Here is a 14,910-nt window from a genome sequence, read left to right on the forward strand (position 1 = left end):
GGCATCCGCCCTACGGAAGTCCCACGGGCCGACATCCTCGGGACGGACATCGCCAGGACTGACGTCGGTCGGACGGGCGTCTGTCGGATGGGCGTCGACTGCACGAGCATCGGTCGGACGGACATCCCTCAAACCGGCGCCCTGCGGGCGGACGTTACTCGGACGGATACTCATCCTCCGTCCCCAACCGGCCTGATGGCGTACCCCAGCCCCCGTACCGTGTGGATCATGGGTGGGCGGCCGCGGTCGAGCTTGCGGCGCAGGCTCGAGATGTACACCTCGACGAGGTTTCCGCCGCCGTCGAAGGAGCTGGTCCAGACATGGTCGAGGATCTGGGTCTTGCTCAGGACCTGCCGCGGGTGCTCCATCAGCAGGCTGAGCAGTTCGAACTCCTTGGCGGTCAGGGTGATCCGCGAACCGTCCCGGTGCACCTCACGGGACTCGCCGGTCAGCACCAGGTCGCCGAGGACGCGTACGGAGTCGTCGGTGCGGGTCCGTTCGGCGCCGGACCGGCGCAGCAGTCCGCGCAGTCGCAGCACGACCTCCTCCAGTGAGAACGGTTTCGTGACGTAGTCGTCGGCCCCGTTCGCCAACCCGTTGATGCGGAACTCCAGGGCGTCGCGGGCGGTGAGCATGAGGATGGGCAGTTCGGGGTTCTCGTAGCGCAGACGGCGCAGCACCTGGATGCCGTCCAGGTCGGGCAGCATGCCGTCGAGGACGACGGCATGCGGTGCGCAGCCGCGCGCGATCCTGAGCGCGCTGTGTCCGTCGGCGGCCGGGTAGGGGCGCCAGCCCGCCTCGGTGACGGCCACGGAGAGCACTTCGGTGAGCGCGGGCTCGTCGTCGACGATCAGAACGCGGACCCGTCCGCTTCGGGTACCGGAGATGCCAGCCATGTCCTGATCCTGTCCCGGTTGGCTGAGGGAACCCTGTGCTCCGACTGAGCCGAAGCCGTGCGAACCGGGATTCTTCCCACCCGGGCCGACCCATGGCGGCGCACGACTTTCTGTCCCGGGCCCCGGGCGGGGGCCGCCGAGTGCCGACCAACTGCCCTCTGACCGCCGGCCGACCGCCCGCCGACTGCCCGCGGACGGCCGTGATGGAAAGGGGCATCGGCACTGGTCGACCACGGGGCTCGGCGTCCGGTCGGCACGGCGGAGGGCCGCACCCCCGCTGACGGGGATGCGGCCCTCCACTACCGTGCCGTGCTGCTTGTCCTACCGCTTGCTGAACCGCTGCTCGATCGTTTGCGGAACCGCTTGCCCGATCGGTTACTTGCGGATCAGGCTGCGCAGCACGTACTGCAGGATGCCGCCGTTGCGGTAGTAGTCCGCCTCACCGGGGGTGTCGATGCGGACGACCGCGTCGAACTCCACGCCGGTGTCGGTGGTGACCTTGACCGTGGCGGGGGTGGTGCCGTCGTTCAGCTCGGTGATGCCGGCGATGGAGAAGGCCTCCTCGCCGGTCAGCCCGAGGGTCTCGGCGGACTGGCCCGCCGGGTACTGCAGCGGGATGACGCCCATGCCGATGAGGTTCGAGCGGTGGATGCGCTCGTAGGACTCGGCGATGACGGCCTTGACGCCGAGCAGCGCGGTGCCCTTGGCGGCCCAGTCGCGGGACGAGCCGGAGCCGTACTCCTTGCCGGCCAGGATGACCAGCGGGATGCCCTGCTCGATGTAGTTGCGCGAGGCGTCGTAGATGAACGACACCGGCGCGTCGGCCTGGGTGAAGTCGCGGGTGTAACCGCCTTCCGTCCCCGGCGCGACCTGGTTGCGCAGGCGGATGTTGGCGAAGGTGCCGCGGATCATGACCTCGTGGTTGCCTCGGCGCGAGCCGTAGGAGTTGAAGTCACGTCGCTCGATGCCGTGCTCGGTGAGGTACTTGCCCGCCGGGGTGTCGGCCTTGATCGCACCGGCCGGGGAGATGTGGTCGGTGGTGACCGAGTCGCCCAGCTTGGCGAGGACGCGCGCGTCGGCGATGTCGGAGACCGGGGTGGTCTCCATCGTCATGCCCTCGAAGTAGGGGGGCTTGCGGACGTAGGTCGACTCGGCGTCCCACTCGAAGGTGTTGCCGGTCGGGATCGGCAGCGCCTGCCACTGGGCGTCGCCCGCGAAGACGTCCTTGTAGGACTTGTTGAACATGTCCTCGCCGATGGCGTTCGCCACGACGTCGTTGACCTCGGCCTCGGAGGGCCAGATGTCGGCCAGGAAGACCGGCTTGCCCTCCTGGTCGACACCGAGCGCGTCGCGCGTGATGTCCACCTTCATGGAGCCCGCGAGGGCGTACGCGACGACCAGCGGCGGGGAGGCCAGGTAGTTCATCTTGACGTCGGGGTTGATCCGGCCCTCGAAGTTCCGGTTGCCGGAGAGGACCGAGGTGACCGCGAGGTCGTGGTCGTTGACGGCCTTGGAGACCTCCTCCGGCAGCGGGCCGGAGTTGCCGATGCAGGTGGTGCAGCCGTAGCCGACGAGGTTGAAGCCGACCTTGTCGAGGTACGGGGTGAGACCCGCCTTGTCGAAGTAATCGGTTACGACCTTCGAACCCGGGGCGAGCGTGGTCTTGACCCACGGCTTGCGGGTCAGGCCCTTCTCCACGGCCTTCTTCGCGACGAGCGCGGCGGCGACCATGACGTACGGGTTGGAGGTGTTGGTGCAGGACGTGATGGCCGCGACCGTCACCGCGCCGTGGTCGATCTCGTACGTCGAGCCGTCGGGGGCGGTCACGGTGACCGGGTTGGACGGGGCGCCGTTGGGGTGGTTGGCCGGGGCGTCGGAGGCCGGGAAGGACTCCTTGCCCGCCTCGTCGGCGGAGTCGACGTAGTTGAGCACGTCCGTCTTGAACTGCTCGGCGGCGTTCGCGAGGACGATGCGGTCCTGCGGGCGCTTCGGGCCGGCGATGGACGGGACCACCGTGGAGAGGTCCAGCTCGAGCTTCTCGGAGAAGTCCGGCTCGGCCTGCGGGTCCAGCCAGAGGCCCTGCTGCTTGGCGTACGCCTCGACGAGCGCGACCTGCTGCTCGGAGCGGCCGGTGAGCTTGAGGTACTTCAGCGTCTCGTCGTCGATCGGGAAGATCGCGGCGGTGGAGCCGAACTCCGGCGACATGTTGCCGATGGTGGCGCGGTTCGCGAGCGAGGTGGCGGCGACGCCCTCGCCGTAGAACTCGACGAACTTGCCGACGACACCGTGCTTGCGAAGCATCTCGGTGATGGTCAGCACGAGGTCGGTGGCGGTGGTACCGGGGGTGAGCTCACCGGTGAGCTTGAAGCCCACGACGCGCGGGATCAGCATCGAAACCGGTTGCCCGAGCATCGCGGCCTCGGCCTCGATGCCGCCGACGCCCCAGCCGAGGACGCCGAGACCGTTGACCATGGTGGTGTGCGAGTCGGTGCCGACCAGGGTGTCGGGGTAGGCCTGGCCGTTACGGACCATGACCGTGCGAGCGAGGTGCTCGATGTTCACCTGGTGGACGATGCCGGTGCCCGGCGGGACGACCTTGAACTCGTCGAACGCGGTCTGGCCCCAGCGCAGGAACTGGTAGCGCTCCTTGTTGCGGCCGTACTCCAGCTCGACGTTCTGGGCGAAGGCGTCGTTGGTGCCGAACTTGTCGGCGATGACGGAGTGGTCGATGACGAGCTCGGCCGGGGCCAGCGGGTTGATCTTCGCCGCGTCACCGCCGAGCTCCTTGACGGCCTCACGCATGGTGGCGAGGTCGACGACACAGGGCACGCCGGTGAAGTCCTGCATGATCACGCGGGCCGGCGTGAACTGGATCTCCTGCGACGGCTGGGCCTGGGAGTCCCAGTTGCCGAGCGCACGGATGTGGTCGGCGGTGATGTTCGCGCCGTCCTCGGTACGGAGCAGGTTCTCCAGCAGCACCTTCAGGCTGTACGGAAGGCGAGCCGAGCCTTCCACCTTGTCCAGCCGGAAGATCTCGTACGACTCGTCGCCCACCTGCAGCGTGCTGCGGGCGTCGAAGCTGTTCGCCGACACGACAGTCTCCTTCATTGATGTGCGCTTACCACCGCATCCTGCCGCCACGCAGACTTGGCCGATCCGCTAAGGCCAGGCTAAGTTAGGTAACCCTTACTGGGGTGGCGGCTGCGGGGCGCCTCGGCAGATATCTCGATGTCGAGATAACTCTAGTACATGGGGGCTGAATGGTCATGCCCGGGCTCGCTGTCCGCTCCCGGGGAAAGCCGGATGCCGTACTCGGCCAGCCAGGCCGACAGCTCCCGCCGGGAAGCGCTGACGAGTATGCCGCCGGTGAAGCGCACGTCGTCCGTGACCTCGGCCACGCACTGCGCGGGCGGCACGAAGGCCAGCGCCTCTTGGTCGTCCGAGAACTCCGCCTCTGCGAGAACCAGGCCCGCCAAGGGACCCTCGAAGACGTCGACACCCAGGGGCGGCACGCTGAACCGTGTCTTGGACAGCACCGCCGCCGGCAGTGAGGCGAGGAGGTCGTACTCGGCCTGGGAGAGACAGGTGTTCGTGATCAGTCCCTGGACGGCGCCCGGCTGGTTCGCGGGCACCTTCTGCGTGAGCTTGAGCACCCGGGATCCGGTGTCCGGGCATTCGCTTCGTCTGAGCCGTAACCGCGTTCCCTCCAGATAGCGGTCCCGGATCAGCCGGGTAACCGTTATCGACGAAGGTGACGGAGGAACGGCCAGCAGAAACCGTCTCTCCCGCTCGATCCGCGCGTACCCCTGCTCGCTCACGAAACCAGTTTCCGTCCGGCCGCTCCGATCCGGCCCCTCCCGGCCGTAAAGGATCCGAACCGTCCTCCCGGAAGGGAGGCTCCCCCACGGGTGCGTACGGAGATCAGCCGGCCGAACGGAACCTCCGGCGCCGTCAGGACGACAACCGTGCGACCTGGCCGGGCTCGTGCCCGAGGCAGGTGCGGATCCTCGACGGGCGAGCGGGTCGGCGGCATGCTGCGGCGCAACACCTCACACCCTCTCGCCCGACCGAGAGCCGAGACCACCCGGCCGATCGCCGAGTCAGCCTGATCGAAGGCCCCACAGCTCGCTCACCCCTCAGCCCCCACCCTTCGCCCTTCGTCTCTCAGCCCTCCCCCTTCGTCTCTCAGCCCTCACGCCTGGGCCCTCAGCTCTCAGCCCTCGCGCACCACCCCGCCCACCACCGCCGTCACGACCTTCACGACCTCCGTCATCGCCGGCGGCTCGGTGTTCCTCGCGCTCGCGAAGAGCAGGTGGGTCGCGCCGATCAAGGTGGGGGCGAGGGTGTCGACGTCGGCGTCCGGCGCGATGCGGCCGTGGGCCTGCTCGGCGGTGAGGTAGGCGGCGATCACGGCCGCCGCCTCGGTGAGGAGCGGGATGCCCTTCGAGCCGGCGGCGCGCAGACGGGCGCGCAGTTCGTCGCGGGAGATGACGAGGGCGACGATCGCCACGGCGACCGAGCCGAACAGGTCGGCCAGGACGACGGCGAGATTGGCGACGACCGTGCCGGTCCCGGCGGATTCACACAGGCCCTCCGCCCGGAGCCGGAGGCCGCCGATGCGGTCGAGGACGAGCTCGGCGAGGAACGCGTCGAAGTCGGCGAAGTGACGGTGCAGCACGCCTTTGGCGCAACCCGCCTCAGTGGTGACCGCCCGGCTGGTCAGCGCGGTCACCCCGTCCCGTAGCAGGACGCGCTCGGCGGCCTCGAACAGTTGCTCGCGAACATCGCGGATAGCCACTCCGGTCGGCGCCATGAGTCGCGGTCTCCTTTTTCGATTGCGCAGTCGGTCGGTTACTCGATCGGCCGGTCGGCAGGACGGTCTGCCGGTCGAGCGGTCTGTTGCTCAAGCGGATACTCGGCGACCTCGCCCTATTGTGGCGAGTGAGCATGCGCCCACTAGAGTGGGCGCATGCCCACTTTACCCACGCCCTCCGGCGACCAGCCCCATGCCCAGTCCCGAGCCCAGCCTCACACGCATCGGCAGATGGCCGAGTCCTTCGGCGTCGACGCCGGACGCTACGACCGGACCCGTCCCCGATATCCCGTTCCGCTGATCGAGCGGATCGTCGCCGACCGGTCCGGGGCCGAACCCCTGCGCGTACTCGACGTCGGCTGCGGCACCGGGATCGTCGCCCGGCAACTCCAGGCGGTCGGCTGCCTGGTGCTCGGGGTCGAGCCCGACGAGAGGATGGCCGAGGAGGCCCGCATCCACGGGGTGGAGGCCGAGATCGCCACGTTCGAGTCGTGGGAGCCGGCGGGCCGCGCCTTCGATGCCGTCGTCGCCGGCCAGGCATGGCACTGGATCGATCCGGTCAGGGGGGCCGCGAAGGCCGCACGGGCACTGCGAGCGGGCGGACGGCTCGCCGCTTTCTGGAACGTGCCCCGGCTCCCTGACGATCTGACGACGGCGCTGACCGTCGCCTACCGGCGAGTGGTGCCTGATTCGCCGGTCGACCTCGGGGCGGCCATGCGGCCCGGCACGGACGGCCATCAGGCGCTGGCCACGAAGGCCGCCGACGCCATCAGGGAGACGGACGGGTTCGGCGAGCCGGAGCAGTGGCGGTTCGACTGGGAGTGGACCTACACCCGGGACGCGTGGCTGGACCAGATGCGCACCCACGGCATCCTCACCCACCTTCCGTCCGACCAGGTGGCGGAGGTGCTGGCCGGGGTCGGGGCGGCGATCGACGCGAGGGGCGGCAGCTTCACCGCACCGTACGCGACCGTGGTGGTGACGGCCGTTCGGGGCGTCGACGTCCCGAACGAGCCTCATGGTGAGGGGTATTGGAGGCGCAGCGGTCATGGGCCCGCCAAGTCGGGGTAGACGTGTGCGAACGGACGCCACGCGACGAAGGAGGCTCGATGCCCCTCACCTTCCGCAAGAGTTTCCGCATCCTCCCCGGGGTGCGACTCAACATCAATCGCCGTTCCTGGTCGATCACGACCGGCGGCGGCAAGCACGGACCGCGTCACACGCACAGCAGCACCGGACGTCGTACGACATCGGTTGATTTGCCCGGACCTTTCGGGTGGCGGCGTACCCGTAAGGACAGGCACCATTGACGAGACGTCACCCGAATGAGCCCCCCAAGAGGTGCCATCTCATATCTGAGATAACCTCAACCCCATGGCAGACGACTACCTCGTACGCATCGGCAAGCTCATCCGTGACGCCCGACAGCACCGGGGCTGGACACAGGCGCAGCTGGCCGAGGCGCTCGCAACCAGCCAGAGTGCCGTCAACCGCATCGAGCGAGGCAACCAAAACATCAGCCTTGAGATGATCGCTCGAATCGGTGAAGCCCTGGACAGTGAAATCGTCTCTCTGGGCTATGCGGGACCGATGCACCTGCGGGTGGTGGGCGGCCGCCGGCTGTCCGGCGCGATCGACGTGAAAACCAGCAAGAACGCTTGCGTGGCCCTGCTGTGCGCCTCGCTGCTCAACCAGGGGCGCACGGTGCTGCGTCGGGTAGCCCGGATCGAGGAGGTCTACCGCCTCCTCGAGGTTCTGAACTCCATCGGCGTACGGACCCGTTGGATCAACGACGGTGTCGACCTGGAGATCGTGCCGCCGGCCGAGCTGGACATGGCCGCGATCGACGCCGAGGCCGCCGTACGCACCCGTTCCATCATCATGTTTCTCGGTCCGCTGCTGCACCGGATGAACCACTTCAAGCTGCCGTACGCCGGTGGCTGCGACCTCGGTACGCGGACCATCGAGCCGCACATGATCGCGCTGCGCCGGTTCGGTCTGGAGGTCGCGGCGACGGAAGGGCAGTACCACGCCGTCGTCGACCGCGCCGTCCGCCCTGACCGGCCGATCGTGCTGACCGAGCGCGGGGACACGGTTACCGAAAACGCTCTGCTGGCCGCCTCCCGGTACGACGGGGTAACCGTTATCCGCAACGCCTCCTCCAACTACATGGTCCAGGACCTGTGTTTCTTCCTGGAGGCACTCGGGGTACGGGTCGAGGGCATCGGCAGCACCACGCTCACGGTGCACGGCGTGCCGAACATCAACGTCGACGTCGACTACTCGCCGTCCGAGGACCCGGTCGAGGCGATGAGCCTGCTGGCCGCCGCCGTCGTCACGGAGTCGGAGCTGACGGTCCGCCGGGTGCCCATCGAGTTCCTGGAGATCGAGCTGGCGGTCCTGGAGGAGATGGGGCTCGACCACGACCGCACGCCGGAGTACCCGGCCGACAACGGCCGCACCCGTCTGATCGACCTCACGGTCCGGCCCTCCAAGCTGGAAGCGCCGATCGACAAGATCCACCCGATGCCGTTCCCCGGGCTGAACATCGACAACGTCCCGTTCTTCGCGGCCATCGCGGCCGTCGCGCAGGGCAAGACCCTCATCCACGACTGGGTCTACGACAACCGCGCGATCTACCTGACCGACCTGAACCGGCTCGGCGGACGGCTCCAACTCCTCGACCCGCACCGAGTGTTGGTCGAGGGCCCGACGCGCTGGCGGGCCGCCGAGATGATGTGCCCGCCGGCCCTGCGTCCCGCGGTGGTCGTGCTGCTGGCCATGATGGCGGCGGAGGGCACGTCGGTGCTGCGCAACGTGTACGTCATCAACCGCGGTTACGAGGACCTGGCCGAGCGGCTGAACTCCGTCGGGGCGCAGATCGAGATCTTCCGGGACATCTGATCGGCGGAGTGTCGTGCCCCTAGGAGATGAGGGGCACGACACTCCTAAATGCCTGCCGACCTGCTGTTACAAACTTGCTGGATCCTCCATTGATCATCGCTGTTTTTCATCACCTTGTGCAACGCGCGTGCAAGATGCTCTCAAATTGGTGACGATGTATCAGAGATATCTGAGTATCCGCCAGCCTTCACAGAGAGTGCTTGCCAAAGGGGCCTCGCAATGTCCGCACCGACGGTGCCACTGGCGTTCCTGAGATTCGGAGTTCAGTCCTCGCCGCGCACGCGCATCAAGCGCACTACACCGCTACGGCCAGTTCCAGCCCGGACCTCCACGAGCACCGGCGCTCCTTCGATCATCCGGCTGACCCCCACGTCCGGGTCGGCGACCTGCTGACCGACGCGCCCGCCGCCGAATCATATAATCACCGCAACGATCCCCAGGGGCTTTGATATTCCGTGAACCCTCTGGAGGAGATTCTCGAAATGGCCCACAAATTCATCTCCGGCGAAGATCGATCAATAGATTTCGTGGCGCCCATGGAAGGCTTTACCGTCGAGCATTTCCTAGATTCTGAAGTGGTTGAATTTCTTGCAGAGGGGATGTCCCTATATCGCCCATGGGAAGGGACGCCTTACTGGTCGGAGAGGGAAATGCTTCAACTGCTCGAAGATTTCGTGAGGGAATTCGGGACCGCCGGGGAATCCCGAATTTAGAACTCCGTTGGCCTTGATCGGTTATGAGTCCCCGGCGGCAAGGTGCCGGGGACTCATGAACCGCTCCGGGCTCGGTGGACGCTCTAAGCGCTGACTCCAACTGTCGGTTGGGGCTGGTGTTGAGCGCTCCGTTTTGGCTTCCCGAGAAGGACCGAGTCGACGAGAACGAATCGGGCTGCCGACGATGGAAAACGACGCCCACAACCCCGCCGAACTGTGCCTCGGCGACGCCGGAGGCGTCTACCTCTTCGAGTGCCGTATCTGTCCTGAGCGCCCCATCGGGCACTGGTTCGACTGCTCGTAACAGCCAGGCGGTCTCGAGCAGCTCCAACCGCTCCAAGAGCGACTAAGTCTGGGCCGCAAGCGCGATGGCCTGCACTGGTCCGGTCGCGATCGTGGGCGGGCAGTAGTCTCCGATCCCCTTCTGGGACAGTGCGGGTGGCTCTACGCTCAATGGCATGGGGCAGAGGAAGAAGCCCCTCCCATGTGCTGCCGGGGGACAACGTGACGGTGCCGATGCTGATCTTGCTAGGGGCTGCAGGAGGCGTGCTGCGTGGGCTCCTCGACGTCTACGCCCGATTTCTTGACTGGCAGTCGGACCGCCGCGCCCACCGACAATTATCATCCGGCCAGGAGAACGAACCACCACGGTTCCAGCAGTACTTCGACCCGGTCGGCGACCCTGTCGCAGCGGTGGTCCACAGCGGCCTGGGCGCCGCCGCCGCAGTACTGTTCGGCACCACAGGACAGATCAGCGGGGCGTACGCCGCCATCGTGGTCGGGATCTCAGCACCGGTCATCTTGACTCAGCTCGGCCGCGTCCAGTCGGTAAGCGACGCGCTCACCGCAGGCGGCCCTCCGCCGGACATGGTCCCCGGCGGCGCGATGATGGAACCCCCGGCAGGCCGTGATTCGGTCGCTCCCGAGCTCCCGGTGCCTTCCACAGCGCCCGGTTCCTCGATGGTGGCACAGCCCCAACCCCAGGCGCCTCCGCTGACATTCGTGCACCCCAGCGAGTCAATCCGGGCCGAGAGACGAGGAGACGGCCTGCAGGCGCAGCCAAACGGTCGGCCGACGGATGCCGTGAACGAACCGGCGGCCGGGCGCAGCGGCCCCGATGTACCGTCGCCGCCTCGCGTGCGGCCCCTGAGAGAGGAGGGGACGACGTGATGGTTCGCCCCTCCTGGACTACGCGTGTCGCCGCGAGTGTTCTGGGCGTCGGCCGCCCAGGACCCATCCCACCGACGGTGGAACAGCGGCTCAGCCTCACCCTTCGGCGACGTCTCTTGGCCTCAGTCCTTGGGATCCGAGTGCGTCCGGGCCTTCCAGCAACCTCCATCACACCTGCCGCGCTCCCGGCTTCCGGCAAATCCAACACCGGAGCCGTGGAAGCGCCCCCGGCCGACGACCGTCGGAACAACGCCCCCGAGCCGGTTCGCGCCCCGTCCCCGGCCGACCGCAACGGACCACAACGGCCGCGCGCTACAGGCCGCATGAACAGTCTTCCCCACCTGCTCGACGAGGACCGCCCCGAGTACGAGCGAATCCTCGACGAGGTGCTGCGCTCCGCCCCTACCCGCCCGGAACTGACCGCTGTCGATAAGCGGCTCAACCCCGAACAGCTGCGCACCATGGCGCTGAACGCCACCACACTCATCACGGCGGCCGCGGCGCCCGAATATCAGCACTACGTGAAGGTCCGCGAGGAACTGCGCCATCCGCCGTCGCCCACCCCCTCACCTGTCCGCGAACCCGGCTCCGCAAAACGGGATACGGACGCGAAGGGGCTCGCAACCCCCCTGGGCGAGGTAGCCGAAGACGGAGGAGCCGTCTTTGGCGCCGCGATCCTCAGCTCGCTCCTTGCCGCGACAGCCACCGCGATCTTCCTGCTCGCGGGCTACATCCTCAAGCTGCTCAACCCCGAGCTTGCGCTCGCCAAGACCATGCTCACCGCCGGCTGGGTGTTCGGCGCCACGACCGCAGCGGCGGTCCTCATCGCCACCGTCGGCCTGTTGTTCACCGCCCTGCACAACGGGCCCTCTCCCGACACCGGTGCGAACCGCGTGTCGGGCGGTGAAGTGGCCCGGGCCAGGGAGGCCTGGCACCAAGCTCTTCTGGAACGCGGCCTCCTGCCGTTCCTTCAGGAGGCGCCGACCTTCCAAGCGGCGCTCGCGCATGCAGGTACGGCAGCACCGCACAGTCCAGCAGCCCCGACGCCGACCGGTCGCATGCCCCACCTCGGCTACAACCGTCCGGACTTCACCAGTCCCGACTTCTCAAGCCCGGCCTTCGAGGAGCCCGAACGCCGACCGGAGTAGCGGGGGTCGGTGGGCGTGACAACCTCCAAGGCACACGCCTCCGACGGAACGAGGTCGGCGTTAGCAGTGATCTGGGCCGGCGAACGTCGGCCGACCGACGCAGTCCTCGGGCCCAGTACGGGCGCGCAGGCCTTGGAGGGGGCTGCGGGCGGCTGCTCGGAACTGGTTGGTGACGTCAGCCACCAAGTCGCGGTCCGGGAGCTCCAGCAGTCGCATGAAACGTGAAGGCGCCGGGGTCCTCGAGGGCGTCCTCGGCGAGCCGGGTGAAGGCGAAGCCGATCGGTGTACGGGCGAGGACCTGGTACCGCGGCCCTGGACAACAGCGCGCTCGCGGAGCGTCGGCCTCGACCGGTTTGCGCGCGTCTTTCCCCTCGAGGCACTCCTCAATGAGATCGGGCGCAGCGCAAACGGGACCAAGCAGGCGTACACCGACGACGTGCTCGCCGTCATCGACGATATCGCCGCTCGCCTGGCGCCCGCCGATCCGCGCTCGGTGCACACGATGGCCCTCGGCGTGGCCGGTCATGCGGGCTCCGGGGCAGTCGGGGGCGAGAGCGGCGGCCGTCGGGGGCGCGGCCGATCTGGCGGGCGACGGTCTGGATCTCGCTGCTCGTGTAGGCGGTGCGGATCCCGGAGGGTGTCATGCCGCTGGCCTGGGCGAGGGGTTCGAGCTTGTAGGGGCGGTCTCCTCGTCGATGAGTCCGTTGAGGTATTCGACGTATCCGGCCGGGGCGGTGAGGGAGCTGGAGCGGCTCGCGGCTGCAACGGCCACATCGCTTTCCTCAGCGAAGGCACCGCCGGAGATCCGGTTCCGGCGCTGCGTGCGCTGTCGCCGTAGAGGATGAGCGAGCCGAGCTTCGGGCCGGTTCGTCGCCAAGTGGGATGCCACCGACACCTGAACGCGAATATGGGGCCATGGCCGGGCTCAGCCACCCGGGGAGTCAGCCGAGCCAGGCGAGTGGGTCTTCCTCGTCGTCCCCGGATTCCCGGACCGTCGTAAAGGTGACAGGCACTCCCAACTCTGCAAGACCTGCAAGAACGGCCGGCGAGATGTGGAGTCCCGTACCTGACTCGGCGATGCCTGAAACATCGACCTTCACCGTTTTGCCCGCCTCCTTCAGCGCGTCGAGCGCCGGTTTGCGGGGGCTGAGGAGTCCGATGAGTTCCACGGCCTGTTCGTCGGCGCTTTCTGAGTGCCGCTCGTCAACGGTGAGCGTAGCCCAGCCGGGGCCGGAATAGATGTCCACACCGTCGGACGAAGAGAACTCTTCACTGGCGGCGAGTTGCAACTCGGCACGCAGAAAGGCGGAATCCACTTCCCGACCTCAGACAACCAGGGACGTGCTCAAGTTAGCCCACGGCTTCAAATTCGCTCCAGTTTCCATGACCGTTCTTTCAGCGTTCGTTCATATTGGCCGCGACCCGGAGAGGGAATCCCAGGAGTGCGATTCGCTTGAGTTCTTCCGGCTGGAGGGCGAGAGTGCAAGCGTTCCCGGCGAATCCATACACTTCGACGGTCACCTCATACCCCCGTCCGGCCAGTTGCGCGAGCTCGGTCCGCTTGCTTTCCATGATGGAAAGGATGTTGTTCATCTGCTCGTGAAAGTCCCGGCTGACGTGCTCGTCGCAGCTGATACTCCACAGTCCGTCGACGTCGCCCGGCCGAGCCCATTTGCTGGGACCCGGGTTGCGCACGCCAGTGGGCTCCAGCCCGAGAAGGGACGTCATCTCCCCGGGCTGGAGATTCCCTCCACTGATCATGACTGTCACATCTGTCAATACCCAGTCGCGCTTCTTTACTACATCCATGTATGGTTCCTCACAGGTCGAGACATCCTACGTAATCTCGCGGCACGCCGCCCAGTGAACATTTCCCATGCCTGGCTCCAATAGATCTTGCAGCGTGGCTCGTTGGCCGACGGTCGTCGAATTCTCAAACACACTGAAACATCCGGTCCCGGGGCAGGTGCGGCTCCTCGTTCACCACCTGGCAGCGAACACCTCAGGGCCTTCAGGTAGTTTCTGGGCGCCGCCTGCTGTCCCAGCGGATACCTGCGACGCCACGCCCTGTTGTACCGATCCAGAGCGTCCTGGGTGTTCCTCTCGGCGTCAGCCAGACGGACAAGCGCCGCAGCACGTTCAGCCGGATCGCTTGCGTTCAGCCCGAACGCCCACCCCAGCCGCTCGTGCCACACGTCGGCACCATCGACACCCACGCCCGTATCCGCGTCCCTCTTCGCCCGGCAGATCATGCTCTACCTCAAGCCACCATCGCCTTCATTTATCCCAGTCATGCACAGCGCCGTCCGACGCGCGGCCGCGAGGCGGGCCTGCGTGATGCCGGCGGCATCACGCAGCCAGGCGCGCTCCGCCAGGGGCGGGAGCTGCGGCTCCTCCTGGAGCACGGCGTCCACCGACGCGAACAGGTCTTGGTGGCCGTCGTGAACTACGAGGTAGAGATAGCCGGGCTTTGTGGGGTCTGTGCCGCGCTCTGCGCAGGTGGCGCATCCTCCCTGCGAACCACGGATGTTGTGCAGTGTCGGACCTGGATCCAGGACCGTCTCGCACTTCATGCAGCGAGTTTTCCAGGAGAGATCTGTGCTGCCGGGATAAGGCACAAGCGGATCGAGACGCCGAGCCACACCCCGGCTCATGACAGTAGGGCTTGGTCAGCTTCACTCGGGGGTGGCGTGTGGGCATTGCCGGTAGCGTGATCGTCTGCCGCATGGAGGGTCCATGTGTCCGGCCGGCCCGTGCGAGGGGTTCCGGTGGCGAGCGATGGGACCGTGATGAGCGAACTGACGAAGCCCAGAATCGAGGTTCCGGAGGGTGGTGCGCCCACCGAGCTGACGATCCGGGACCTCGTGGTCGGGGATGGAGCCGAGGCACAGCCGGGCCGGGTCGTCCGGGTTCACTATGTGGGTGTCACGTTCGCGTCCGGTAGAGAGTTCGACTCTTCCTGGGAGGAGGACCGGCCGTTCGAGTTCGCTGTGGGCGGTGGCAGGGCCATCAAAGGCTGGGACCGGGGTGTGAGGGGAATGAAGGTCGGCGGCCGACGCGAGATCATCGTTCCCCCGCGTCTCGGATACGGCAGGCAGTCGCCGTCTCCGTTGATCCCGGCGGGCTCGACACTGATCTTCGTCGTGGACCTGCTTTCGGTCGTGGGCGGGCCCGCCGGAGCGAGCCCGGGCTCGACCGGCTCGGCCTGAGCCTGGCGCCTCTGAGGAAGACGGGACACCCCGTCGCTGCCATGTACTTGTTGCCAG

Annotated in this window: 16 protein-coding genes; 7 read left to right on the forward strand and 9 right to left on the reverse strand. The window is 67.3% G+C overall.

Annotation, left to right across the window (positions count from 1 at the left end; all coding sequences use genetic code 11):
• Nucleotides 1-170: 170 nt before the first annotated feature.
• The 4 genes from ACFVYS_RS05660 to ACFVYS_RS05675 form a co-directional block, all read right to left on the reverse strand.
• The gene (locus ACFVYS_RS05660; protein WP_389499177.1) at nt 171-896 is read right to left on the reverse strand and encodes a response regulator transcription factor; all 726 of its coding nucleotides are present in this window, start codon (nt 894-896) and stop codon (nt 171-173) included.
• Nucleotides 897-1,271: 375 nt separating this feature from the next.
• Nucleotides 1,272-3,989: an aconitate hydratase AcnA gene (gene acnA, locus ACFVYS_RS05665; protein ID WP_389499179.1), complete on the reverse strand. Its 2,718-nt coding sequence runs from the start codon at nt 3,987-3,989 to the stop codon at nt 1,272-1,274.
• A gap of 149 nt (nt 3,990-4,138) precedes the next feature.
• Complete coding sequence (locus tag ACFVYS_RS05670) at nt 4,139-4,714, reverse strand: hypothetical protein (RefSeq protein ID WP_389499181.1); 576 nt, start codon at nt 4,712-4,714, stop codon at nt 4,139-4,141.
• A 395-nt stretch (nt 4,715-5,109) separates the two neighbouring features.
• Nucleotides 5,110-5,709 carry a TetR/AcrR family transcriptional regulator gene (locus ACFVYS_RS05675; protein ID WP_389499183.1) on the reverse strand — a complete coding sequence of 200 codons (600 nt, stop codon included), beginning with the start codon at nt 5,707-5,709 and terminating at the stop codon, nt 5,110-5,112.
• 156 nt (nt 5,710-5,865) lie between these two features.
• On the opposite strand from ACFVYS_RS05675, the gene ACFVYS_RS05680 reads away from it, so the two are divergent.
• The 6 genes from ACFVYS_RS05680 (at nt 5,866) to ACFVYS_RS05705 (ending at nt 11,644) form a co-directional block, all read left to right on the forward strand.
• On the forward strand, nt 5,866-6,780 hold the full coding sequence (locus ACFVYS_RS05680) for a class I SAM-dependent methyltransferase (RefSeq protein WP_389499185.1): 915 nt from the start codon (nt 5,866-5,868) through the stop codon (nt 6,778-6,780).
• A gap of 38 nt (nt 6,781-6,818) precedes the next feature.
• Nucleotides 6,819-7,019, forward strand: coding sequence for a DUF4236 domain-containing protein (locus ACFVYS_RS05685; RefSeq protein ID WP_327185563.1), 201 nt, complete (start codon nt 6,819-6,821; stop codon nt 7,017-7,019).
• A gap of 64 nt (nt 7,020-7,083) precedes the next feature.
• Nucleotides 7,084-8,613 carry a UDP-N-acetylglucosamine 1-carboxyvinyltransferase gene (locus ACFVYS_RS05690; protein WP_314224592.1) on the forward strand — a complete coding sequence of 510 codons (1,530 nt, stop codon included), beginning with the start codon at nt 7,084-7,086 and terminating at the stop codon, nt 8,611-8,613.
• A 455-nt stretch (nt 8,614-9,068) separates the two neighbouring features.
• Nucleotides 9,069-9,326 carry a hypothetical protein gene (locus tag ACFVYS_RS05695; RefSeq protein ID WP_389499187.1) on the forward strand — a complete coding sequence of 86 codons (258 nt, stop codon included), beginning with the start codon at nt 9,069-9,071 and terminating at the stop codon, nt 9,324-9,326.
• A gap of 486 nt (nt 9,327-9,812) precedes the next feature.
• Nucleotides 9,813-10,496 (forward strand): hypothetical protein, encoded by a 684-nt coding sequence (locus ACFVYS_RS05700; protein WP_389499189.1) that lies wholly within the window; start codon nt 9,813-9,815, stop codon nt 10,494-10,496.
• Nucleotides 10,497-10,819: 323 nt separating this feature from the next.
• Nucleotides 10,820-11,644: a hypothetical protein gene (locus ACFVYS_RS05705; RefSeq protein ID WP_389499191.1), complete on the forward strand. Its 825-nt coding sequence runs from the start codon at nt 10,820-10,822 to the stop codon at nt 11,642-11,644.
• 175 nt (nt 11,645-11,819) lie between these two features.
• Here the strand turns inward: ACFVYS_RS05705 and ACFVYS_RS05710 are convergent, their stop codons facing one another.
• The 5 genes from ACFVYS_RS05710 to ACFVYS_RS05730 form a co-directional block, all read right to left on the reverse strand.
• A complete protein-coding gene (locus tag ACFVYS_RS05710) occupies nt 11,820-12,170 on the reverse strand; it encodes a hypothetical protein (protein ID WP_389499192.1) in 351 nt (116 codons plus the stop codon).
• A 415-nt stretch (nt 12,171-12,585) separates the two neighbouring features.
• Nucleotides 12,586-12,960 (reverse strand): hypothetical protein, encoded by a 375-nt coding sequence (locus ACFVYS_RS05715; protein WP_389499194.1) that lies wholly within the window; start codon nt 12,958-12,960, stop codon nt 12,586-12,588.
• A 79-nt stretch (nt 12,961-13,039) separates the two neighbouring features.
• Complete coding sequence (locus ACFVYS_RS05720) at nt 13,040-13,453, reverse strand: DUF4279 domain-containing protein (protein ID WP_389499195.1); 414 nt, start codon at nt 13,451-13,453, stop codon at nt 13,040-13,042.
• A gap of 27 nt (nt 13,454-13,480) precedes the next feature.
• Nucleotides 13,481-13,585 carry a putative adhesin gene (locus ACFVYS_RS05725; RefSeq protein ID WP_389499197.1) on the reverse strand — a complete coding sequence of 35 codons (105 nt, stop codon included), beginning with the start codon at nt 13,583-13,585 and terminating at the stop codon, nt 13,481-13,483.
• A 314-nt stretch (nt 13,586-13,899) separates the two neighbouring features.
• Complete coding sequence (locus tag ACFVYS_RS05730) at nt 13,900-14,217, reverse strand: hypothetical protein (protein ID WP_389499512.1); 318 nt, start codon at nt 14,215-14,217, stop codon at nt 13,900-13,902.
• A 216-nt stretch (nt 14,218-14,433) separates the two neighbouring features.
• Between ACFVYS_RS05730 and ACFVYS_RS05735 the strand changes: the two genes are divergently transcribed.
• A complete protein-coding gene (locus ACFVYS_RS05735; RefSeq protein WP_389499199.1) occupies nt 14,434-14,853 on the forward strand; it encodes an FKBP-type peptidyl-prolyl cis-trans isomerase in 420 nt (139 codons plus the stop codon).
• Nucleotides 14,854-14,910 lie beyond the last annotated feature (57 nt).

Source organism: Streptomyces sp. NPDC058295, assembly GCF_042880655.1.
GTDB classification, from domain to species: Bacteria; Actinomycetota; Actinomycetes; order Streptomycetales; family Streptomycetaceae; genus Streptomyces; species Streptomyces coriariae.